This is a genomic window from Pseudomonas fluorescens (assembly GCF_000730425.1).
In the GTDB taxonomy this organism is placed as follows: Bacteria; Pseudomonadota; Gammaproteobacteria; order Pseudomonadales; family Pseudomonadaceae; genus Aquipseudomonas; species Aquipseudomonas fluorescens_X.
In genome coordinates this window covers 2791039-2814349 of the sequence record NZ_CP008896.1, presented here as the reverse complement: position 1 = coordinate 2814349, position 23311 = coordinate 2791039, and the positions used below count along the sequence as shown (strand labels likewise).

General features: G+C 58.9%; 17 protein-coding genes. 4 read left to right on the top strand and 13 right to left on the bottom strand.

Features of this window, described 5'->3' with window-relative positions:
* Positions 1-75: 75 nt before the first annotated feature.
* Complete coding sequence (locus HZ99_RS12385; RefSeq protein WP_038443401.1) at positions 76-2334, bottom strand: TonB-dependent siderophore receptor; 2259 nt, start codon at positions 2332-2334, stop codon at positions 76-78.
* A gap of 361 nt (positions 2335-2695) precedes the next feature.
* On the opposite strand from HZ99_RS12385, the gene HZ99_RS12380 reads away from it, so the two are divergent.
* Positions 2696-2953: a hypothetical protein gene (locus HZ99_RS12380; RefSeq protein ID WP_038443400.1), complete on the top strand. Its 258-nt coding sequence runs from the start codon at positions 2696-2698 to the stop codon at positions 2951-2953.
* Positions 2954-3050: 97 nt separating this feature from the next.
* Here HZ99_RS12380 and HZ99_RS12375 read toward each other — a convergent pair whose 3' ends face one another.
* From HZ99_RS12375 to HZ99_RS12325, 11 genes are all read right to left on the bottom strand, one after another.
* Positions 3051-4022, bottom strand: coding sequence for a peptide ABC transporter ATP-binding protein (locus tag HZ99_RS12375; RefSeq protein ID WP_029291946.1), 972 nt, complete (start codon positions 4020-4022; stop codon positions 3051-3053).
* The gene (locus HZ99_RS12370; RefSeq protein ID WP_038443399.1) at positions 4022-4990 is read right to left on the bottom strand and encodes an ABC transporter ATP-binding protein; all 969 of its coding nucleotides are present in this window, start codon (positions 4988-4990) and stop codon (positions 4022-4024) included. Before HZ99_RS12370 ends, HZ99_RS12375 begins: the two co-directional genes overlap by 1 nt.
* Before the next feature lie 10 nt (positions 4991-5000).
* On the bottom strand, positions 5001-5912 hold the full coding sequence (locus tag HZ99_RS12365) for an ABC transporter permease subunit (protein WP_038443398.1): 912 nt from the start codon (positions 5910-5912) through the stop codon (positions 5001-5003).
* A gap of 10 nt (positions 5913-5922) precedes the next feature.
* Positions 5923-6933, bottom strand: coding sequence for an ABC transporter permease subunit (locus HZ99_RS12360; RefSeq protein WP_038443397.1), 1011 nt, complete (start codon positions 6931-6933; stop codon positions 5923-5925).
* 73 nt (positions 6934-7006) lie between these two features.
* On the bottom strand, positions 7007-8602 hold the full coding sequence (locus HZ99_RS12355) for an ABC transporter substrate-binding protein (protein WP_038443395.1): 1596 nt from the start codon (positions 8600-8602) through the stop codon (positions 7007-7009).
* A gap of 81 nt (positions 8603-8683) precedes the next feature.
* The gene (locus HZ99_RS12350; protein WP_038443394.1) at positions 8684-10087 is read right to left on the bottom strand and encodes an OprD family outer membrane porin; all 1404 of its coding nucleotides are present in this window, start codon (positions 10085-10087) and stop codon (positions 8684-8686) included.
* Between the two features lie 170 nt (positions 10088-10257).
* A complete protein-coding gene (locus tag HZ99_RS12345) occupies positions 10258-11802 on the bottom strand; it encodes an ABC transporter substrate-binding protein (RefSeq protein ID WP_404942458.1) in 1545 nt (514 codons plus the stop codon).
* 363 nt (positions 11803-12165) lie between these two features.
* Positions 12166-13794, bottom strand: coding sequence for an ABC transporter substrate-binding protein (locus HZ99_RS12340; protein WP_038443391.1), 1629 nt, complete (start codon positions 13792-13794; stop codon positions 12166-12168).
* Positions 13795-14052: 258 nt separating this feature from the next.
* A complete protein-coding gene (locus HZ99_RS12335; RefSeq protein ID WP_038443389.1) occupies positions 14053-15654 on the bottom strand; it encodes an ABC transporter substrate-binding protein in 1602 nt (533 codons plus the stop codon).
* Positions 15655-15767: 113 nt separating this feature from the next.
* Positions 15768-18575, bottom strand: coding sequence for a hypothetical protein (locus tag HZ99_RS12330; RefSeq protein WP_235205587.1), 2808 nt, complete (start codon positions 18573-18575; stop codon positions 15768-15770).
* Between the two features lie 567 nt (positions 18576-19142).
* On the bottom strand, positions 19143-19853 hold the full coding sequence (locus tag HZ99_RS12325; RefSeq protein WP_038443388.1) for an SIMPL domain-containing protein: 711 nt from the start codon (positions 19851-19853) through the stop codon (positions 19143-19145).
* Positions 19854-20079: 226 nt separating this feature from the next.
* Between HZ99_RS12325 and HZ99_RS12320 the strand changes: the two genes are divergently transcribed.
* Both HZ99_RS12320 and HZ99_RS12315 read left to right on the top strand, forming a co-directional pair.
* Entirely contained in the window at positions 20080-21342 is a 1263-nt protein-coding gene (locus HZ99_RS12320) for an ATP-binding protein (RefSeq protein WP_038443386.1), read from the top strand.
* Positions 21335-21895, top strand: coding sequence for a response regulator transcription factor (locus HZ99_RS12315; RefSeq protein ID WP_029291924.1), 561 nt, complete (start codon positions 21335-21337; stop codon positions 21893-21895). Before HZ99_RS12320 ends, HZ99_RS12315 begins: the two co-directional genes overlap by 8 nt.
* A gap of 182 nt (positions 21896-22077) precedes the next feature.
* Here HZ99_RS12315 and HZ99_RS12310 read toward each other — a convergent pair whose 3' ends face one another.
* Positions 22078-22515, bottom strand: a complete 438-nt coding sequence (locus HZ99_RS12310; RefSeq protein ID WP_038443385.1) for a YhcB family protein — start codon at positions 22513-22515, stop codon at positions 22078-22080.
* Positions 22516-22662: 147 nt separating this feature from the next.
* On the opposite strand from HZ99_RS12310, the gene HZ99_RS12305 reads away from it, so the two are divergent.
* Positions 22663-23292, top strand: coding sequence for an alpha/beta hydrolase (locus HZ99_RS12305; protein WP_038443383.1), 630 nt, complete (start codon positions 22663-22665; stop codon positions 23290-23292).
* The last annotated feature ends 19 nt before the right edge of the window (positions 23293-23311 follow it).

The following is a 23311-nucleotide window of genomic DNA, read 5'->3' as shown; positions in this document are numbered from 1 at the left end:
TGGCTTCGCCCTTTTTTATCGCTGCCCGATTGCAGGAGCGAGCGTGTTCGCTCCTGCAATCGGTACGGGCCCTTTTTAGAACGACGCAGTCACCGACGCAAAATAAGCGCGGCCCGGTTCGTTATAGGTTTGCGCGCCCGCATCATTAGCATTGCCTTTGCGATACAGGCGCTTGTCCAGCAGGTTTTCGATACCCACGCGCACGCTCAGGTTTTTGTTGAACTCGTAGCCACTGCTCAAGCCCATCAAACCGTAGGGGTCGACATCCTGCTGGGCGCTACTGTCGTAGTTGTTGGCGCTACGTAAGTTCAGCGTGGGCGACTCCTGCTTGCCGTAGTAGGTACCGCTGACCTGGAACGACAGCTTGTCGGTAGCCTGCCAGTCCAGCGTGGTGTTGACCGTGTATTTGGGGATGACGCTCAGCGGCTCGCCGGTGTCCTTGTCCTTGGAATCGATCATGTAGGTCAGGTTGGTGTTCCAGTCCAGGTCGTCGCGCAGGCTCATGAACAGGTTGCCCTCGACCCCCTGCACCAATGCCGCGCCGCTGTTTTGCCACTCCAGCACGCGGCGCCCGCCGTCGAGCCGGTAGGCTGCCTGATTGCTGGCATTGATTTTGTTCTTGTAGTCATTACGAAAGTAGGTCGCGCTGGTGCGCCAGGTGCCTTTGTCGAAGGCCAGGCCGATTTCCTTGTTGACGCTGATTTCCGGCTTGAGGTCCGGGTTGCCTACCAGGTAGCAGCCGCCCGAGTTGGTTTCGCCGGCGTTGCAGCCGATACCACGGCTGTACAGCAAATAATTGGGGTTGGACTGATACAGGTTTGGCGTCTTGTAGGCACGGGCAATCCCCCCCTTGAGGCTCAACTCATCGGTCAATTGGTGCGAGGCGTTGAGGCTCGGGCTCCAGTTGCCACCGAATTCTTCATGATGGTCGTAGCGCAGGCCGGGAGTGACGATGGTCTTGCTGCCGACCTCGATGTTGTCCTCGGCGAACAGTGCGTAGCTCGACGCGGTGGTCTTGGTGCTGTTGCGGCTGACACCCGGAATGCTTGGGACGCCGCCGGTACCAGGGTCGTAGTTTTGTGGGCGCAGCGAACCTGGATCGTTCATCGACTCGTAAAGGTATTCGCTGCCCAGGGTCAACACTTGTTCGGTGCCGAAGCTCAGCGGCAGGTTGACCTCGGCGGTGGCCCGGGTGTTGCGCAAGCGTGATTCAAAACGGCCCGCCGTGGCGGACGGTGCACCTTCGGTGGAGCCGGCCAGGCCTTCGTTGAGACGTTCGTTGCGGGTCAGGTCGTGGCTCAGCGATGCCAGGGTCGAGCCCCAGTCAAACTCGCCCCGGTGGGTGGCGGAAAAACTGCTGCGCTGGATTACGCTGGTTTCCTTGCCGACCAGGCTGTCAACGAACGCGCCGCCGCCGTTGAGCATGGTATCGCCGGCGAAGATATTGCCCTGGCGGCTGTAGCTGGCTTCCAGGTCCAGGGTTTGCTCGGGGGTGAACTGCCAACTGAGCAGGCCGTTGACGTCCTTGTTGCGGACACCTTCGCGGCCTGCCACCAACGAATCGGCGGAGGCCTGTTCGGCCTGGTTGATGTTGGAGTCATCGGCATCGGTCTTGTTCAGGCCGCCGTAGACCCGAAACGCCAACGTCTCGCTCAACGGGCCGCTGAGGTTGAAGTTGGTGCGCTTGCTCATGCCTTCGGCATCGTCTTCTGGCAGCGACATGTAGGTGGTCAGCGAGCCACGCAACTGGTCGGTCGGGCGCTTGGTGATGATGTTGATCACCCCGCCCATCGCGCCGGAACCATAGCGCGCAGCTGCCGGGCCACGCAGGATTTCAATGCGTTCGACTTCCTCGGCCGGCACCCAGTTGGTTTCGCCACGGGTATCACGGTCGCCGTTCCAGCCATAACGCACCGCGTTACGCGAGGTCGACGGCCTGCCATCGATGAGGATCAGGGTGTTTTCCGGGCCCATGCCGCGCAGGTCGATCTGGCGGTTGTTGCCACGGTTGCCGCTGGAGCTGTTGCCGCTGAGGTTGACGCCGGGTTCACGACGGATGATGTCCGACAGATCATTGGTTGGCGGGCGTTTCTTGATGTCTTCGGCAGTGATGATCGACACGCCTGGGGCTTGCTTGAGCTCTTCGGCAGCGGTGCCCAGGATTCGCGTTTCGCTCAGCTCCAGGGCTTGGGAGGTGCCATCGACGGGCAGGTCAGTGGTTTCTATCGGCACTTCGTCGCGCTCTCGCTCCAGGGTTTCCGCCAGCAGCGAGGGAGACGAAAGGGCGGCGATAAACGCCAGGGAGAAATGGCTGAGCCTGAATCGAGATGACATGTCCGCAAAATCCTTTAAGGAAGGTGAAAACTGAGCGAGGTACACCCGAATTGCCTTCCAGCAGGATTCGGCGCACTTATGCGCCGAAATGCTATTCATTACCAAATACAAGTAAATGTCATTTACAACTTTTACACTTTGACCAGGCCTTGATGGGCTCTGTAAAAACAAAAAAGCCCTCCCGTCGCACTGATGGCGGGCTGATGTGGGGCGGGCGTGCCCGCGATAGCATCACCGCGCTGTAACTGTCAGACCCGGGTAGAGAGGACCTGGCGCAAACCCGGCATCGGGACTAGCGTCAACGTTGGCGGCGGTAACGGCTGTCGCGTGGGATTTACCTACTGACTGGACGGAATCAACCATGAAGATCTTTCAACGAGTCGTACTGTTGATAAAAGTGCTGGTGCTGTTGTCGCTGGGGGTGTCGTCGGCCTGGGCGCATAACCCGGTGCACAGTGGTGCGGCACTGACCGCAGTGCATAGCCTGGATCTACAGCTGGCCAAATCCGAGGCGGAGCCCGGCGATAAGGGCCAGGGTGGCAGCGCGGACGACGATGACTCAAGTACCGACGAGCCGGACAGCGATGAGCCGGACGATGAGGGTGATAGCCAGACCTAGGCCGTAGCCAAAAAAAGCCCCTCCCGCCAGACTGATGCGCAATCTGGCGGGAGGGGCCGTACAACTCTGTATCCTCGCGATTCACCTCCCACAGGGTTCAGGCGACGAACTGCTCCGCGTGATGGCAAGCCACCTGGCGGTTGTCCAGTTCACGCAGCAGGGGTTCTTCGCTGCTGCATCGCTCGGTCGCATACGGGCAGCGCTTGTGGAAGGCGCAGCCGGGTGGCGGGTTCAGCGGGTTGGGCAGTTCGCCGACGATCTTGATTTTCGGCTTGTTCGGGTCCGGGTGGATGGTTGGGGTGGCCGACAACAATGCCTGGGTGTACGGGTGCAGGGGCCGTGCGTAGATGTCTTCCTTGGGGCCCACTTCCACCGGGCGGCCGAGGTACATCACCATCACGTCATCCGCCACGTGTTGCACCACCGCCAGGTTGTGGGAGATGAACACATACGCCGTGTTGTACTGCTGTTGCAGGTCCATGAACAGGTTGAGTACCTGGGCCTGGATCGACACGTCGAGGGCCGAGGTCGGTTCATCCGCCACCAGCACCTTGGGTTGCAGCATCATCGCCCGGGCCAGGGCGATCCGTTGGCGCTGGCCTCCGGAGAACATATGCGGGTAGCGCTGATAATGCTCAGGGCGCAGGCCCACTTGTTTCATCATCGCCTGGACCTTTTCACGGCGCTCGGCGGCGGACAGGTTGGTATTGATCAGCAGCGGTTCACCCAACTGATCACCGACTTTCTGCCGTGGGTTCAACGAGGCATAGGGGCTCTGGAACACCATCTGCACGTCTTTGCGCAGTTGCTTGCGCTGGGCCTTGTCGGCACCGGCGACTTCCTGGCCGGCGATTTTCAAGGAACCGGACGAAGGCTCTTCAATCAGCGTCAGTGCGCGGGCCAGGGTGGATTTGCCACAACCGGATTCACCCACGACCGCCAGGGTCTTGCCAGCTTCCAGCTCGAACGACACGCCATTGAGCGCGCGCACGGTGGCGTGGCCCTTGAACAGGCCACGGGAGACTTCGTAGTGACGGGTCAGGTCGCGGGCGGTAAGAACGACGGCCATTACGCCACCTCCTGGTTCAAGGGGTAGAAGCAGCGCACAAGGCTGTGGGCTTGCGGGTCCAGGGTCGGACGGGTCTGGCGGCAGCTGTCCTGCACGTAAGGGCAGCGCGGCGACAGCAGACAGCCTTGCGGGCGGTCATAACGACCGGGGACGATGCCCGGCAAGGTCGACAGACGGGCTGCGCCCATGCTGTGTTCCGGGATCGCGGCCAGCAACGCTTCGCTGTACGGGTGGGCCGGCACGTCGAACAACCCCGGCACCTGGCCGACTTCCACCGCCTGGCCGGCGTACATCACGCACACGCGCTGGGCGGTTTCTGCCACGACTGCCAGGTCGTGGGTGATCAGCACCAGGCCCATGTTCTGTTCTTTCTGCAAGGCCAGCAGCAGTTCCATGATCTGCGCCTGGATGGTCACGTCCAATGCAGTGGTCGGCTCATCGGCGATCAGCAGTTTCGGCTCGCCGGCAATCGCCATTGCGATCGCCACACGTTGGCTCATGCCCCCCGACAATTGATGCGGGTAGGCCTCCATACGACTGGCAGCGCCCGGGATCTCGACTTTTTCCAACAGTTCGATGGCGCGCTTGCGTGCTTGCTTACCGGACATTTTCAGGTGCAGGCGCAGCACTTCTTCAATCTGGAAACCCACGGTGTAGCTGGGATTCAGCGCGGTCATCGGGTCCTGGAACACCATCGCCAGGTCTTTACCGACGATCTGGCGGCGTTGACGGTTGCTCAGCTTGAGCATGTCCTTGCCGTCGAAGTTCAGCGCGTCGGCGGTGACGATGCCGGGGTGCTCGATCAGGCCCATCAGCGCCATCATGGTCACGGATTTACCCGAACCCGACTCGCCCACGATGGCCAGTACTTCGCCTTTGTCCACCGACAGGTCGAGGCCATCGACCACGGGCACGGCGGTCTTGTCGCCGAAGCGCACATTGAGATTCTTGATTTCTAGCAGTGACATGGGAATCTCCTCACGCGGCATTCTTGAGTTTCGGGTCCAGCGCATCGCGCAGTCCGTCGCCCATCAGGTTGATTGCCAGCACGCTGAGCAAAATGGTCAAACCAGGCAGGCTCACTACCCACCAGGCGCGTTCGATGTAGTCACGGGCCGAGGCCAGCATGGTGCCCCACTCGGGGGTCGGCGGTTGGACGCCAAGGCCGAGGAAACCCAGGGCCGCGGCATCGAGGATCGCCGAGGAGAAGCTCAACGTGGCCTGCACGATCAACGGCGCCATGCAGTTGGGCAGCACGGTGACGAACATCAGGCGCGGCAGGCCGGCACCGGCGAGGCGCGCGGCAGTCACGTAGTCGCGGTTCAGCTCGCCCATCACCGCCGCACGGGTCAGGCGCACATAGGACGGCAGCGACACAATGGCAATCGCAATCACGGTGTTGATCAGGCCAGGGCCGAGGATGGCGACAATCGCCACGGCCAGCAGCAGCGACGGCAGGGCCAGCATGATGTCCATCAGGCGCATGATGGTCGGGCCGAGCAAACGCGGGAAGAACCCGGCGAACAGGCCCAGCAGGATCCCCGGAATCAGCGACATCACCACCGATGACAAGCCGATCAGCAGCGACAGGCGTGAGCCCTGGATCAGGCGCGACAGCAAGTCACGGCCCAGTTCGTCGGTGCCCAGCAGGAACTGCATCTGTCCGCCTTCGAGCCACGACGGCGGGGTGAGCAGGAAGTCGCGGTATTGCTCACTGGGGTTATGGGGGGCAACCCACGGGGCGAATATCGCGCAAAACACGATCAGCAGCATGAACAGCAGGCCGGCAACGGCACCTTTGTTCTTGGAGAAGGCTTGCCAGAATTCTTTGTACGGCGACGGATACAGCAGGCTTTGATCGACTGCTGACACGGGAGTAGGTGTGGTCATGGTCATGATCTCAGCGCTGGTGACGGATGCGTGGGTTGGCGAAGCCGTAGAGGATATCCACCACGAAGTTCACCAGGATCACCAGGCAGGCGATCAGCAGGATGCCGTTTTGCACGACCGGGTAGTCCCGCGCGCCAATGGCTTCGATCAGCCATTTGCCGATACCCGGCCAGGAGAAGATGGTCTCGGTCAAGACCGCACCGGCCAGCAGCGTGCCCACTTGCAGGCCGACCACGGTCAGCACCGGGATCAAGGCGTTGCGCAGGCCGTGCACGAACACCACGCGTGTCGGCGACAGGCCCTTGGCCTTGGCGGTGCGGATGTAGTCTTCACGCAGGACTTCCAGCATCGAGGAGCGGGTCATCCGCGCAATCACCGCCAGCGGGATGGTGCCGAGCACAATGGCCGGCAGGATCAGGTGATGCAGCGCATCCCAGAACGCGTCCGGCTCGTCGGCCAGCAGGGTGTCGATCAGCATGAAGCCCGTGCGCGGCTCGATATCGTAGAGCAGGTCGATACGCCCGGAAACCGGGGTCCAGCCCAGGCTCACCGAGAAGAACATGATCAGGATCAGGCCCCACCAGAAAATCGGCATCGAATACCCCGCCAGGGAGATGCCCATCACCCCGTGGTCGAACAGGGATCCTCGCTTGAGTGCCGCGATCACCCCGGCCAATAGCCCGAGGATGCCGGCGAACAACAGGGCGGCCATGGACAGTTCCAGGGTCGCGGGAAAGAGTGCGCTGAACTCGGTCCACACGCTGGTGCGGGTGCGCAGGGATTCGCCGAGGTCGCCCTGGGCGAGCTTGCCGACGTAGTCCAGGTATTGCGCATACAAGGGTTTGTTCAAGCCAAGGCGTTCCATTGCCTGGGCGTGCATCTCGGGGTCAACCCGCCTCTCGCCCATCATGACTTCTACGGGGTCGCCAGGGATCATGCGAATCAACGCAAAAGTCAGCAACGTGATGCCGAAAAACGTTGGGATCAATAACCCCAATCGGCGGGCAATAAAACTAAACATCGTGGTCTCTACCTCAATCAGCCGGTTAGGCAGGCCCGGCACCGTCAACCTCGACGGTGCCGGGCGTCTCTTATTACTTCACCTGGGTGGTGGCGAAGTTATTGTTGGTCAGGGGGCTTTGGGTATAACCCTCGACGTTTTTGCGCATGGCGGTGAACATTTTCGGGTAGGCCATGGGGATCCACGGTTGGTCCTTGTCGAAAACGGCCAGTGCTTGTTCATAGAGTGTTGCGCGCTCGGCGGGTTCAGACACGGCGCGGGCTTTGTCGATCAAACCCTGAAACTCTTCGTTACACCAGCGGGCGTAGTTTTCGCCGTTTTTCGCTGCATCGCAACTCAGGTTAGGCGTGAGGAAGTTGTCTGGGTCGCCGTTATCCCCGGCCCAGCCAGCGGACACCATGTCATGTTCGCCCGCTTTGGCGCGTTTGAGCATTTCGCCCCATTCCATGACCTTGATGTTGACCTTCAGGCCGATCTGCGCCAGGTCCGCCTGCATGCGCTGGGCGCCGAGCATCGGGTTGGGGTTGGTCGGGCCGCCGCCGTTACGGGTGAACAGGCTGAATTCGGTGCCTTCCGGCACGCCGGCTTCCTTGAGCAGGGCACGGGCCTTGTCGAGGTCGCGGGGTGGGTTTTTCAGTGTGTCGTTGAAGCCCAGCAGGGTCGGTGGGTACGGGCCGGTGGCGTCGACGGCATTGCCTTTGCCATAGAGGGATTCGTTATAGCCTTTTTTATCGAATGCGATGTTGATCGCGTGGCGCACCCGCGCGTCGCTCATGTACTTGTGGGTGGTGTTCATGGCGGTGTAGGCGGTGGTCATCGCCGCCAGTTCCGTGACCTTCAGGTTCGGGTCGGCCTTGATGCTCGGCAGGTCATCGGGTTTTGGATACAGGGCGATCTGGCACTCATTGGCCTTGAGCTTTTGCAGGCGCACATTGTTGTCCACCGCGATAGCCAGGATCAGCGGGTCGGCGGGTGGCTTGCCACGGAAGTACTCCGGGTTGGCCTTGAAGCGCACCTGGGCGTCTTTCTGGTAGCGGGTAAAAATGAACGGGCCGGTGCCGATCGGCTTGCTGTTGAGCTCGCCGGTCTTGTTGGCAGCCAACAGCTCGTCGGCGTACTCGGCGGAATGAATGGCGGTGAATGGCATCGCGACATCGGCCAGGAACGGCGCTTCGGGGCGGGTCAGGGTAAAGACCACGGTGTGGTCATCGGTCTTCTCGACGCTTTTGAGCAGTTCCTTGAAACCCATGCTTTCGAAATAGGGGAAGCCGGTGGTGGACTTGTTGTGCCACGGGTGTTTCGGGTCCAGTTGGCGCTGGAAGCTCCAGAGCACGTCGTCGGCATTGAGGTTGCGTGTGGGCTTGAAGTAGTCGGTGGTGTGGAACTTGACGTCATCGCGCAGGTGGAAGGTATAGGTCAGGCCGTCATCGCTGATGTCCCAGGACTTGGCGAGCGCGGGCACGATTTCGGTGGTGCCGGGCTTGAAGTCCACCAGGCGGTTGAACAGGGTTTCGGCGGCGGCATCGGCGGTGACGGCCGTGGTGTACAGGACCGGGTCGAAGCCCTCCGGGCTGGCTTCGGTGCAGACCACCAGTGGCTTGGCCGAGATGCCCAGGGCCACACTCAGCAGTGCAGCGGTCATGGCGGCTTGTAACGGGAGCATTTTCATCGAACAGCCCTCTGCAAACGATTCAACCACACACAGGTAGACGGTGGGCTCGTCCTGAGCCCGCGGTCTACCTGGCGCTGATTAAAGGATGTTGAACGGGACGGTGGTGACCAGGCGGAATTCCTTGACGCTGCCGTCCGATTGGAACTCGCTGCCACGGTGTTCGACGTAGGTCGCACGGATAGCGGTGGCCTTGAGCGGGCCGCTCTGGAGCACGTAGCCGGCGCCTACGCCGTATTCCTGGTGCTTCTCGCCGTCTTGAGTTTCGATGCCGGTGTAGGCGTAGGCACCGTTGCGGTTGCCCGTGTAGTGGGTACCGTCAATGCCCCAGCCGCGCGCCGAGTAGATGTTGAACTTCAGGCCTGGCACGCCGTATTCGGCCATGTTGATGCCATAGGCGATCTGGAAGGACTTCTCGTTCGGGCCGTTGAAGTCCGAAGTCAGGGAGTTGGCCAGGTAGATACCGTTGGTTTCGTGCAGGTAGTCGAAGTACTCGTTACCGTTCACTTGCTGGTAGGAGAAGGTCAGGCTGTGAGCCTGGTGCGCCAGGCCCAACGACAGCGAGTAAGTATCGTTGTCGATTTCGCCCATCAGCTTCTTGCCTTCGTCGACGGTCTTGTAATAGTTCAGGCCGGTGGTCAGGGACAGCACCTGGCTATCACCCAGCTCGTGGGTCGCGCCGAAGTAGTACTGGTTCCAGAAGTCCTTGACGTTGGCGCCGAAGAAGCTGGTTTTCAGACTTTTGAACGGCTGGTAGTTGGCGCCCAGGGTGTAGACCTTGTCGGTTGTTGCGCTGCGTGCGCCTTGTTGGCTGTATTCGCTGCGGAACTTCGACAGGCTCTGCTCGGAACGTGGGGAAACGCGGTCGAACACGCCACCCTGGAACGACAGGTTGCTGAACTCTTCGCTGTTGAAGCTGACACCTTGGAAGCTGGAAGGCAAGGCACGGTTGCCGATGGTGTCGACGATACCGCTGCTGAAGTTCTGGCGGCCGGCGGTCAATGTGGTGTTCGAGACACGGAACTGCACGTTGGCCAGGCCCAGTTTGCTCCACTGGTCCACGGGATCACCGTTGGAGTGGGCCAGGGTCCGGTTGGAACTGCCCTTGACATCACGTCGGCTGCGATCGAGGGCCACGACGTTGTAGAGCGCGACTTCGGCCTTGACGCCCACGGTGCCTTCGGTGAAGCCCGAACTGGCGTTGAGGATAGTGCCCTGTACCCAGTTGGTACGGTTACGGTCGGTCAGGGTCTTGCCATGCTTTTGGTATTTCCACGCGCCACCACGGTACAGGCTTTCGTGGGAGTACCAGTTACGCGTCTGGCCGCCCAGGCTGAAGTCTTCGATAAAGCCTTTGGCCCCGCTTTGGGCGCTGGTGCCGGCCAGCGTGGTCGGAACGAAGTCCTGGCTCACGGATTCTGCATAGGCGGTGGCCGTGATGCTGCTGATGGCCATGGCCAGAAGCACTTTGCTGCTCAGTTTCATGGGTGGAGCTCCTTTGGTTCTCTTTTTTTAATGCCGGTCTTATTAGGTGAACCGGCTATTGGGTGTGTAACTTTTCAAGCCTTTGCAAACGTTTGCCGTAGGGCATTTCGCGAATTACAGCTACACGTTTGCCGCAGAGCCCACTTCGCTCTGCGCATCCGGTTATTTTCTTATGGGGTGATACTGACGCCCGAGAACACGTTGCGGCCGAAGGGGCTCACTTTGAAACCTTCGACCTTGGCGCTTAACGGCTGGTTGACCGTCGAGTGGGCGACAGGGGTGATCGGCACCTGCTGTTTGAGCAGTTGCTGCGCCTGTTTGTACAGAACAGTCCGTTGTTCGCGGTCGGTGACGACCTTGGCTTGCTTGATCAGCTTGTCGTACGCCGGGTCACACCACATCGAGTAGTTGTTCCCGCCGATGGCGTCGCAGCTGTAGAGGGTACCCAGCCAGTTGTCCGGGTCACCGTTGTCGCCGGTCCAGCCAATCAGGCTGATATCGTGCTCGCCGTTCTTGGTGCGCTTGATGTACTCGCCCCACTCATAGCTGACGATCTTGACCTTGAGGCCGATCTTGGCCCAGTCGTTTTGCAGCATCTCGGCCATCAGCTTGGCGTTGGGGTTATACGGGCGCTGGACCGGCATGGCCCACAAGGTGATCTCGGTGCCTTCCTTGACCCCGGCGGCCTTGAGTAACTCCTTGGCTTTTTCCGGGTTGTAGGCGGCGTCCTTGATGCTGTCGTCGTAGGACCACTGGGTCGGCGGCATGCCGTTGACTGCCAGTTGTCCCGCGCCCTGGTACACGGCATTGAGAATGCTCTGCTTGTTCACCGCCATGTCCAGGGCCTGGCGCACTTCGAGCTGGTCGAAGGGCTTGTGCCGCACGTTATAGGCGATGTAGCCGAGGTTGAAGCCGGGTTTGGTCAGCAGTTGCAGGTTCGGGTCGGCCTTGAGGGCGTCGACGTCGGCCGGGCGTGGATGCAGGGTGACCTGGCATTCATTGGCCTTGAGCTTTTGCACTCGTACCGAGGCGTCGGTGTTGATGGCGAAAATCAGTTGGTCGAGCTGGACCTTGCCGGGGTCCCAGTAGTGTTTGTTGCCCGTGAAACGGATCTGTGAATCCTTCTGGTAACGCTGGAACACGAACGGCCCGGTGCCAATCGGCTTCTGGTTGATATCGCTGGGTTTGCCAGCCTTGAGCAGTTGCCCGGCGTATTCGGCCGAGAGGATCGCGGCGAAGCTCATGGCGATGTTCTGGATAAACGCGGCGTCGACCGTGTTCAGGGTCATCACCACGGTGTGCGGGTCGGTTTTCTCGACCTTGGCAATGTTCTTGTTCAGGCTCATCCCGTTGAAGTACGGGAACTCGGTGGGGTAGGCCTTGCGAAACGGGTGGTCAGGGTCAAGCATGCGGTTGAAGGTGAACAGCACGTCATCGGCGTTGAAATCACGGGTCGGCTTGAACTCCTTGTTGCTGTGGAACTTCACGCCTTCGCGCAGATGAAAGGTGTAGGTCAGGCCGTCCGGCGAAACATCCCACTTGGTGGCCAGCGCTGGTACCACGCCGGTTTCACCTTTTTCAAACTCAACCAGGCGGTTGTAGATCGGTTCGGCTGCATCGTTGTCGGTGGCGGTGGTGTATTGCGCAGTATCGAAGCCTGCCGGGCTGCCTTCAGAGCAGAACACCAGGCTTTTCTTCTCGGCAGCCTGGCCCATCGAAGCGACGGCCAACAGGCTGGTGCCCAAGATCGCGGATAGAACGGTGGTATGGCGCATGACGGTCCCCCAATCCATGTTTATCGTTTTCGTCAGTGAGTGCGCAGGCCCTACAGGACTTGGCGATATCACTGCTCCCCTTCACAGCAAGTGCCTTCGCGGAGCGGTGCATTTGCCTACCTCGACGTTAGGTAACGAGGGCAGGGCCGTAAATGCGCAGAACCGGACAGACCTTGTAGGGATCGGACGCTAGCTTTGCAGTTAGCAGCTGTAGGTGGGCAGCGCCTGCGAACGTAGTCCGATTCCTAGTGTCTTGGCGGATGCAATAACGGCGACGTTATGAAACGTCGCCGCCAGAGATCACTACTTGTTGCTGACGCTCACCCCGTAGAAGGAATTCAAGCCAAATGGGCTGATCTTGAAGTCCTGCACGGTGTTGCGCATGGGTTGATACACCGTCGAGTGCGCGATAGGTGTCATGGGAACTGCGTCTTTGAGGACGTGTTGCGCCTGTTTGTACAGCTCGGTGCGCTTGGCGACATCCGATGTGGCCTTGGCTTCTTTCACGATGCCGTCGAATTTCTTGTCACACCATTTGGAGAAGTTGTTGCCGGCCAGGGAATCGCAGCCGAACAGCACGTTCAGCCAGTTGTCCGGGTCACCATTGTCACCGCTCCAACCGATGATCATGGCCTGGTTCTCGCCACCCTTGGAGCGCTTGATGTACTCGCCCCACTCGTAGCTGACGATGTTGACCTTCAAGCCGATCTGCTTCCAGTCGTTCTGCAGCATCTCGGCCATCAGCTTGGCGTTGGGGTTGTATGGGCGCTGGACCGGCATGGCCCACAGGGTGATCTCGGTGCCTTCCTTGACACCGGCTTCCTTGAGCAGCTCCTTGGCCTTGGCCACGTCGTACGGGACGTCCTTGATGGTCTCGTCATAGGACCACTGGGTCGGTGGCATGGCGTTGACCGCCAGCTGGCCGGCGCCCTGGTAGACCGAGTCGATGATCTGCTGCTTGTTGACCGACATGTCCAGGGCCTGGCGTACACGCAGGTCGGCCAGTGGGTTGGCCGCAGTCTGGCCCTTGAGCACCGGCATGACGTTGTAGGCGATATAGCCCAGGTTGAAACCGGCCTGGTGCGGCAGTTTCAGGTCTTTGTCCTCGCCCAGTGCCTTGAGGTCGGCCGGACGCGGGAAGAGGGTGACCTGGCATTCGTTCTTCTTGAGTTTCTGCACACGTACCGACGGGTCGGTGGTGATGGCGAAGATCAGGTTATCGATCTTCACGTCTTCAGGCTTCCAGTAATCCTTGTTGCCGGTGAAGCGGATGTTGGAGTCTTTCTGGTAGCTCTTGAACACGAACGGGCCAGTGCCCACCGGTTTCTGGTTGATGTCCTGGGGCTTGCCGTCCTTCAACAGTTGGGCCGCGTACTCGGCCGACTGTACCGAGGCGAAGCTCATGGCCAGGTTCTGGATAAACGCCGCGTCCACGGTGCCAAGGGTGAACTTGACGGTGTGGTCGTCGATTTTTTCGATGTTCTTGATGTTGGTGTCCATCCCCATGTCCGTGAAGTACGGGAACTCGGTGGGGTAGGCCTTACGGAATGGATCGTCTTTATTGATCATCCGGTTGAAGGTGAAGAGCACGTCGTCGGCGTTGAATTCACGAGTCGGCTTGAAATACGGCGTGGTGTGGAACTTGACCCCTTCGCGCAGGTGGAAGGTGTAGGTCAGGCCATCTTCGGAAACGTCCCACTTGGTGGCCAGGCCAGGAATCACGGCGGTGCCGCCGCGCTCGAACTGGCTGAGCCGGTTGAACATGGTTTCGGCCGAAGCATCGAAGTCTGTTCCGGTGGTGTACTGGCCTGGGTCGAAACCGGCCGGGCTCCCTTCGGAGCAGAACACCAGATTAGTCGCCGCCTGGGCGAAAGGTGCAGCGGCCATTAAACCGGCGCTGACTAAAAACGGAAGGACTGCGTGTTTAAGCATGTTGGCCTCATGATTTGTTGTCATTTTTGGAATTGAGGGCGACCTCGTGAGTCGGCCTGCGGATACTTATGCAGGCCCCATACCCAATGCAAGATGTTGAGAGGTAACAAGCGCCAAAGAGTGGTACGAACGTACAGGAATGTCGCATTCATGTAATTTTTGACACAAAACTGCATTTCCGAGGGCTTTTTTCGGTGCGTTGAGTGCACCGTATCGGCCCAACCGAGGTGTCTGGCGCACCCGGTTGGGGCGTGGCTGTTACTTATTCAGACTTACGCCGTAGAACGGTGTCAGGCCAAACGGGCTGATCTTGAAGTCCTGGACTTCCTTGCGCAGGGGCTGGAAAACCGTCGAGTTCGCAATTGGCGTTATAGGTATTTGATCCTTAAGTATTTTTTGCGCCTGCTGATACCACTTGATGCGTTCGTCACGGTTGTTGCTGAGCTTGGCTTTCTGTACCAGTTGGTCGTACTGCGGGTCACACCATTTTGCATAGTTGCTGCCCTTGACCGCGGCACAACTGTAGAGCACGCCGAGCCAGTTATCCGGGTCACCGTTGTCGCCGGTCCAGCCGTAAATCATCACATCGTGCTCGCCGTTTTTTGCGCGCTTGATGTATTCGCCCCACTCATAGCTGACGATGTTGGCAGTGATCCCGACTTTGGCCCAATCCTGCTGGATCATCTGCGCCGACATTCGCGCGTTGGGATTGGACGCACGTTGCACGGTCATCGCCCACAGATTGATGGTGGTACCTGGTGCAACCCCTGCTTCTTTTAGTAGCGCCCGGGCCTTGGCCGGATCGTGCGGCGCGTCTTTGATGCTGGGGTCATAAGACCACTGGGCCGGAGGTAGAGCGTTTTGCGCCAATTGCCCGGCACTTTGATACACCGCGGCGATAATCGCTGGCTTATCGATGGCCATGTCCAGGGCCTGGCGCACCTTGAGCTGATCCAGCGGTGGATGGGTCACGTTATAGGCCAGGAATCCCAGGTTAAAACCTGCCTGCTGCAACACACGCAGGTTTGGATCCTGCTTCATCACCTCGATATCCGAGGGGCGCGGATAGCCGCTGACCTGGCATTCGCCGGCCTTGAGCTTTTGCAGGCGCGACGCGGCGTCCGGGGTGATCGCGAACACCAGGTTGTCGAGTTTCACATCCTCAGGCTTCCAATAGTGTTGATTGGCGACGTAGCGAATCTGCGAGTCCTTCTGGTAGCGCTTGAACACAAACGGCCCGGTGCCCACCGGTTTCTGGTTGATATCGGCGGCCTTGCCTTGTTTAAGCAACTGCGCGGCGTATTCAGCCGATTGCACGGAGGCAAAACTCATGGCCAGGTTCTGCACGAAAGCGGCATCAACGTTATTGAGGTTGAAGCGCACGCTATGCTCATCGAGCTTTTCTACGCTCTTGATGGTGGTGTTCAGGCCCATGTCGGTGAAGTACGGCGACTCGGACGGGTAGGCCTGGCGGAATAGGTGGTTGGCGTCCAGCAGGCGCTGGAAGGTGAACAGCACATCCTCAGCATTGAAGTCGCGGGTTGGCGTGAAGTAATCGGTGGTGTGGAACTTGACCCCGTCGCGCAGGTGGAAGGTGTAGGCCAGGCCGTCCTTGGACACCTCCCAACGGGTCGCCAGGCCAGGCTCGACTTCGGTCCCGCCGCGTTTGAACTGGGTCAGGCGGTTGAACACGGTTTCGGCCGAGGCATCAAAATCGGTGCCGCTGGTGTATTGGCTGGGATCGAACCCGGCGGGACTTGCCTCGGAGCAATAGACCAGGGTGCTGGCCGCGTGGGCCATTGGCGTAAATGCCAACAACCCCGCAGCGAGGAACAGCGCTTTCAAGGCATTTCTTTCCATGGGGACCCCTGAGATGGCAGGTGTATAAAGCGGTTCATACAAAAAACGGCAGTCACCGAGGTTACCGCCGTTCAGGGGATCGGGTAAGTGGGAGCTGTAGCCGTTTGTTGAGGCTACGGAAGGACCACTACTTCGATAGTGGTGGGTGCTTCCTTGTCGATGGCGAACAAGCTGTCGAGCTCATTGCCTTCGCGTATCGTGAACGTTCGCTTGATAATCACCTCCGTACCAGGCACCCGGTTGATATCGTTTTCCGGGTTGGAGAGGTGCCCTTTGGACGTGATTCGGACCATCGTCACATTGCTGGATGGGTCGTGATCGATGTGAAACTGAGTTTCGTCAGCGCCAAAGTAGTAGCCATCTTGCAGTACCGATCCCCCGTTCAAATCAATGGTGGCGGGGGCTATCGAGCCTTGATGGGCGACCTCGGAAATGCGGGCACGCAGGTCGGGGTCAGGAATTGCGCGTTCGAACTGCATCAGCCTCTCTTGCGTGGGGGCCTCGAGCAACTTCGCTTTGGCATCCAGTGGGTAGGTAACGGATAGTCCATTTTCTTTGGTGGTGACGGTGTAGGGGTTACGGCCTAAATCCTTCATAAAGGGGGTTGAATATTGGCTTGAGCTGTGCCCCGTGGGCATTGCCTTTTCCCCAGGCAAAACGGAAAAGTCAGCCGCGTCGAAGCTCCAGGAAACCCTGAAGTTTGTTTTGATGACGCCTTTATCCTCGAAATTGCTATTGGCGAACTCGTAAGCGGATCCCCCGTTGATTTTCAAGACATCATCGATCTTGTTGGCCCCTGCCATTGGTTTTCCTTCGAGATCGAGGAAGTGATTGGCAAAGGACGGTGGGGACTTCATGTCATCGCTGGGGGTGGGAGAAGGGGTGCGTTCCCAAAACCATTTGCCGCCGCCGTTTCCATTGGCCGATACCCATTCACCATTGCCCGAAGAGTGGACGGTCATCACGGGCAGCCTGGTTTTCTGGTCAATAATCTGCACGTAGTTGTTGCTCAGTTTGAAATCCCCTCGGATCTCGTACACCTTGCTGATGCCGGTGGCGTCGGTATAGCGGATTAACCAGCGGTCTGCGCCAGTGGTTGCATCCTTGATCTGATAAATCCCCTTGGTGTTGGGTGTAGTGTTTTCAATCAACTGCTCGCCGTTGGGCAGTGCCTGCTCGCTGATATGCGCAGCCTGGCTGGGGCGAAGGCGGTTGGCAGGCTGTCCCTCGATTGCAATGGTGGCGCCATCGGTTTTTTTTGTGGCTTTGGGGGCGTGCACGAATTCAAAGTCGTTTGTCCGCGGGTTCTGCTGCCATCTGTAATTTTTGGCATTTGGGAGACCAGGGAGTTTGATCGATTCACCTAGCCCGGATTCGGCGGCGTCTGGCGCGAGTTCATGGGCCAGTTGCAGGCCTGATATGATCGCTGTTGCAGTGCCCCCCACACGATCTTCCGCCGTCATGCCGTAGAGACTGTCATGGATGCCGAAGACAATATTGCCTGTGTTGCCAATCACGGGGATGTAGCCGAATGTATTGCCCCAGAAGTCTTTCGCAGACTTCCAGCTCTGCTGTGACGAACCAAACACCTGAGTTTGGTCGGACCATACTGCATTCTTGGCATTTACCGCTTGGTATTGGGCGGCCACGCCGCTGTAAAGGCTGCCGGATTTCAACTGATAGTCACTGCCCCGGGCTCGGGTGTAATTAAATAGCTGTGCTGCTGGTATCTCCTCATCTGAGAACACGTTGTGATACCCGGGGAAATGGGAGTTGGCGCCTGAAAGCAAAGCGTCAAGCACATAGCCCGCGCTTGGCCAGTGTGAATCCTTACCTCCTTGTACATCTGCGGCGTTGAAGCTTCTCAGCAAGTTGTCACGGTTGTCTTTGGCCCAGCTTGCAAAGTCTGCGTCGCCATGTAGTTCACGGATGGCGCCATTCTTCAGGTCTAACATCAATCCTTGGTTGGGCCTGTTTTTATAATTTCCGTCATAGGGCGTGTATGCAATAAATGCATAGCCTGATAGTGGGTAGCCGTAGACATTTGGAATGATCACTTGCCCGTTCTTATCCAGTGTCCGGGCGACCGCTTCCTGCCCTTCAGTGCTCAAGTTTTTAAAAGCCTGCGTATCACTACGTAGGCTTTGCAAGGTCCCCCGTACCGCGTAGGCATCCGCTTCTCCCGAGAGGAATGCCAGTGGCCCCAAAGGGTTGCGCATGGGGAAGGCTATATCATTTTCCCAATGATCTTGAAGGTTTTTACCCAACGACTCGAGATCATCGACCTTACTTTGATCCTTTGAATCTATCTTCATAAAGTTGAAGTTGATCGGGCCACCCCGTTGCACTTTATCGTGTGCTAAAGCACCCGCTGCAATTTCCCATGCAAAGTAGCTACGCTCTGAGGTGTTATTCAAATGTTCCGGTTTCCCCATTCCAGTGTAGGAAGAGAACGTCACCGTGATTTTTTCATGCGGGTCATAGCCTGCGGCCAATAAACCACCGCTGAAGTAGCCTGCGGGTTCCATGAACAGGCGGGCGTTCTGGAACCTAACGCTCCTTTCGCCTTGGTTGTCGCTGGGTATGTCTTTAATCAGCGTCGTTACGCGAGAAGCATAGTCATCAATGCGCTGCTTGCGCTCTTGCAGGGTGTAGCCATCCGAGGGCATAGACGTGGTGATTGAACCGTAGATAACCCTTTTGTGGACTTCCAGTTCAGGAGCTGCAGTATTCAGCGAGCTACTCTTCTCTCCCGCCGCTGAGTTCTGTGGAAAAGATATATTGCTGATTGCACGAGTCTGCCGACGATGTGTGGAGGTGGAAGTTTCAGCGGAGGTGAAATCCGCAGGCAATAGATTGACGGCTGATAATGAATTGGTTGTTGCCGAGTGCGCAAGAATTGACGCAGGATTTATATTCATGGAGGCCTCGTTTTATTCACGGATTTCATAGTGTTATTCGTCTGTCGCCAGGCAATAGCAGCAATGTGCAGATTGCTTTATCAGGTGCCAGTGTCTTGATGCTGGGTCGGATCATGTGTCGTGTATCTTCTATGGATTCACGCTTGCGATCCCATCATCCCTATGAAAGTCCGAATAAAATTGTCTCTATTTCGATGTTTCAGACATAGGTATGTGCACCAGTTTCCTAATGGCGCCTGGCTACCCTGTCCTTGGATAAAGTCTATCTAGTTAGATTTGTTGCTCTGCGCCGAAGCGCAAAATAAACGCATGGGTAATCCCTGTAAGGGGGGCTGTTAATTGTGTGGCGGGCTCGCTAAAGTTGCCTTGATTAGGTGGCTTCGAGCAGGGAAATAGTTCAATTTTTATGCTTAGGTTTTAGGTGTAATTGATGATGTAAGTAAAGGCCTACAGTGTTCGGGTTATTCCGTATTCTGCATCGCGCGGCAGGTGATCTTGTGATCGAACAGCAAGCCAAAAAAAACGGCACAAGCTATTAGGCTGTGCCGTCTTTATGGGCTGAGACGATTACTGCAAGACTTCGATCACCCCGTCCGCACTCATGCTGACCTGGCTGGTGCCGGCCTCGACCTCAGGCGTCGGCGCCGAATCCATCGCCGCCGCCTTCATCATCATGCCGCCACGGGCGTAAGGCTGTGGATAGCCATTGGTGTTGAAGTTCAGGTTGACGATCTTGTAGCCCTTGCCACCCAGTGCGTCGGTGGCCAGTTGGGCACGGGCCTTGAAAGCGGCGACTGCTTCCTTGAGCAGGGCATCTTCGCTGGCCTTGCGGGTCGGGTCGGCGATGGCGAAGTCCATGCTGTCCATTTTCAGGTTGGCCAGCATCTCGCCAGTGAGCTTGGACAGCGCGGCAAAGTCCGAGCTTTCCAGGCGCAGTTCGGCGCGTTCACGCCAGCCGGTGATCTTCTGGTTCTTGTTGTCGTAGATCGGGTAGCTGTTGCGGCTGCCCTGGCGCAAGGTCACGCTTTTGACTTCGCGGGCCTGGGCCAGCGCCTTGTTCATGGTGGTGGTGATCTCGGCGGCCAGCTTGGCCGGGTCGGTGTTCTGGGACTCGGTGTACAGGGTGACGATCATCTGGTCACGGGCCACTTCCTGGCTGACTTCGGCCCGCAGGGAAATCTGGTTGTAGTGCAGTTGATCGGCGGCCTGCGCAGGCAGGCTGGCAATGGTGCCAACGCTGAGGGCAATAAGGGCGGCACTGCGAGTGAAACGTGACATGGAAGCTCCTTGAGGGTGATCGTGTTCGGTAAGACTGTAGACGGGGGATTGGGGTTCGGCGGGTTACACAATCTCTACATGTGGGTACGATGCCGACGAACGGTCAATTTCACCGCGCCCCGCCATCAAGCCATGACCTGCGTCAAAGGGCCACAGACTCGCTGACTGTACCGTCGCTTCGTTTATACTTGCTGCGATCCGCCTGGAGCGCTCATCAGGAGAGCTCATGCTCGCCCCCGTACAACTGACTTCCGCCACTCGCCAGAATCTCTGGCGCCTGACGTTTATCCGCACCCTGGTGCTGGCCGCACAAGCCGGTTCCGTCGGGCTTGCCTATTGGTTTGAGCTGCTGCCGCTGCCCTGGTTGCAACTGTGGGTGACCCTGGCCTTTTCCACGGTGCTGTGTGTGTTCACCGCCATCCGCCTGCGCACCACGTGGCCGGTAACGGAGCTCGAATACGCCCTGCAATTGGCCTGCGACCTGTTTATCCACAGTGTGTTGCTGTATTTCTCCGGCGGCTCCACCAATCCCTTTGTCTCCTATTACCTGGTACCGCTGACCATCGCCGCAGTGACATTGCCGTGGCGCTATTCGGTGATCCTGTCGGGTATTGCCCTGGCGCTTTACACCCTGTTGCTGGCGCAGTTCTATCCCCTGGAAACCTTCCCGATCGCCCGGGAAAACCTGCAGATCTACGGCATGTGGTTGAGCTTCGCGCTGTCGGCGGCGGTGATTACGTTTTTCGCGGCGCGCATGGCTGAAGAGCTGCGGCGCCAGGAGGAATTGCGCGCTATTCGCCGCGAAGAAGGCCTGCGCGACCAGCAGCTGTTGGCCGTGGCGACCCAGGCCGCCGGTGCCGCCCATGAATTGGGTACGCCGCTGGCGACCATGAGCGTACTGATCAAGGAAATGCGCCAGGACCATCACGACCCGGCGCTGCAAGATGACCTCGGCGTGCTGCAGGAGCAGGTCAAACAGTGCAAGCAAACCTTGCAGCAACTGGTGCGCGCTGCTGAAGCCAACCGGCGCCTGGCGGTGGATATGCAAGACGTCACTCAGTGGCTGGACGAAGCCTTGAATCGCTGGCACTTGATGCGCCCCGAAGCCAGCTACCGTTTCCATTTGCTGGGGCAGGGCGCGGTGCCACGTATGGCGCCACCGCCGGACTTGACCCAGGCGCTGCTGAACCTGCTGAACAACGCTGCCGACGCGTGCCCGGAAGGGCTGGAAGTGCAGTTGGACTGGGATGCAGAAGATCTCACCATCAGTATTCGCGACCACGGCGCCGGCGTGCCGCTGGCCATTGCCGAACAGATCGGCAAGCCATTCTTTACCACCAAGGGCAAAGGCTTTGGCCTGGGCCTGTTCTTGAGCAAAGCCAGCGTGACCCGCGCTGGCGGCTCGGTGAAACTTTACCCCCATGAGGAAGGCGGCACGCTCACCGAGCTGCGCCTGCCCCGTGCTGCACGAGGAGACATCGATGAGTGACGAGATCCAAGTCGAAGGCGAAGAGCTGCCGCACCTGCTGCTGGTAGATGATGACGCCACCTTTACCCGCGTCATGGCGCGGGCCATGAGCCGTCGCGGGTTTCGCGTCAGCACCGCAGGCTCCGCCGAAGAAGGCCTGACTATCGCCCAGGCTGACCTGCCGGACTACGCGGCACTGGACCTGAAAATGGACGGTGATTCCGGCCTGGTGCTATTGCCCAAGTTGCTGGAACTGGATCCGGAAATGCGTGTGCTGATCCTCACCGGGTATTCCAGCATTGCTACGGCCGTCGAGGCGATCAAGCGTGGCGCCTGCAATTACCTGTGCAAGCCGGCCGACGCCGATGATGTGCTGGCCGCGCTGCTCTCCGAGCATGCCGACCTCGACACCCTGGTGCCGGAAAACCCGATGTCGGTGGACCGCCTGCAATGGGAGCACATCCAGCGCGTGCTGACCGAGCATGAAGGCAATATCTCCGCCACCGCCCGCGCCCTGGGCATGCACCGCCGCACCTTGCAGCGCAAGCTGCAGAAGCGCCCGGTACGGCGCTGAAAGCCAGATGCTCACAATGTAGGAGCCGGCTTGCCGGCGATAGCGGTGGGTCAGTTGATGGTCGCTTGACTGACATTGCGCTATCGCAGGCAAGTCAGCTCCTACGTTTGATCTGTGCACACCTAACAAAAAGCCCGGCTGATCATCGATCAGCCGGGCTTTTTGTATCGCTTGAAAACGTCTTACTTCTTCAAGCCGTAGTGCTCATCCAGCATGCCGGGGGCGTTCGGCGTCTTTGGCGCGTAGTCCCGTGGTGGTTCCTGGTTTTCCCGTGGCGGGGTCAGGCGTTCCCGTGGGGTTTGCGCAGCATCGGAATGCAGCGCGGCCAGCAGGCGCTGGCGGGTGATGTCATCCAGGGCCAGGCGGTTGGCGCCATCGGCGAGGTGATCCTGTACTTCCTGGTAGCTCTGGGTGAGCTTCTTGACCAGGGTCGCGGTGCTGTTGAAGTGGGTAACAACCTCGTTCTGATAACTGTCAAAACGTTCCTGGATGTCGTCCAACTGACGCTGCGTGCGGTTAGGCGCGGCATTCGGCAGCAGGCGAGCGACCAGGAATCCAATGGCGACACCGGCAACCAGGGCAAGAGTCGGCAACAACCAAACTAAGAGCGAGTGTTCCACGAGTCCTTCCTCTATAAACGGCTTTGCTTTACGTTAACGGCTCGGACCTGCGCTGTATACCGCGATTAAGCTCGCAATGATGCCATGCACAGACTTTTAGCTAGACGAGTCGACCCCTTGAGAGGTCACGGAGTTCATTCCTTGCTCATGCGTGAAACCCCCGTTCTGATCGATGGCCCGGTGGGCCAATTGGAAGCCTTGTATCTGGATCACCCCGAGCCACGTGGCCTGGCGCTGATCTGCCATCCCAACCCGGTGCAGGGTGGGACCATGCTCAATAAAGTCGTATCGACCCTGCAACGCACCGCCCGTGATGCGGGTTTGATTACTTTGCGTTTCAATTATCGCGGCGTGGGTGCAAGCGCCGGCACTCACGACATGAGCACCGGTGAAGTGGACGATGCCCAAGCCGCCGCGACCTGGCTGCGGGAAAAACACCCTGACTTGCCGATCACCTTGCTTGGGTTTTCCTTCGGCGGTTACGTGGCTGCCAGCCTCGGTGGTCGCCTGGAAGCCAAGGGCGAAAAACTCGCGCACCTGTTCATGGTCGCCCCTGCGGTGATGCGTCTGCGCGATACCGACCTGCTGCCCCAGGGCTGCCCGCTGACCGTGATCCAGCCGGAAACCGACGAAGTGGTCGACCCGCAAACCGTCTATGACTGGTCTGCAGCCCTGAAACGCCCCCATACGCTTCTGAAAGTGGCAGAATGCGGGCACTTTTTTCATGGCAAGCTCACCGATCTCAAGGATCTGGTGCTGCAACGCCTCTCGAATTGATAGCAGTCTGATAAGCGAT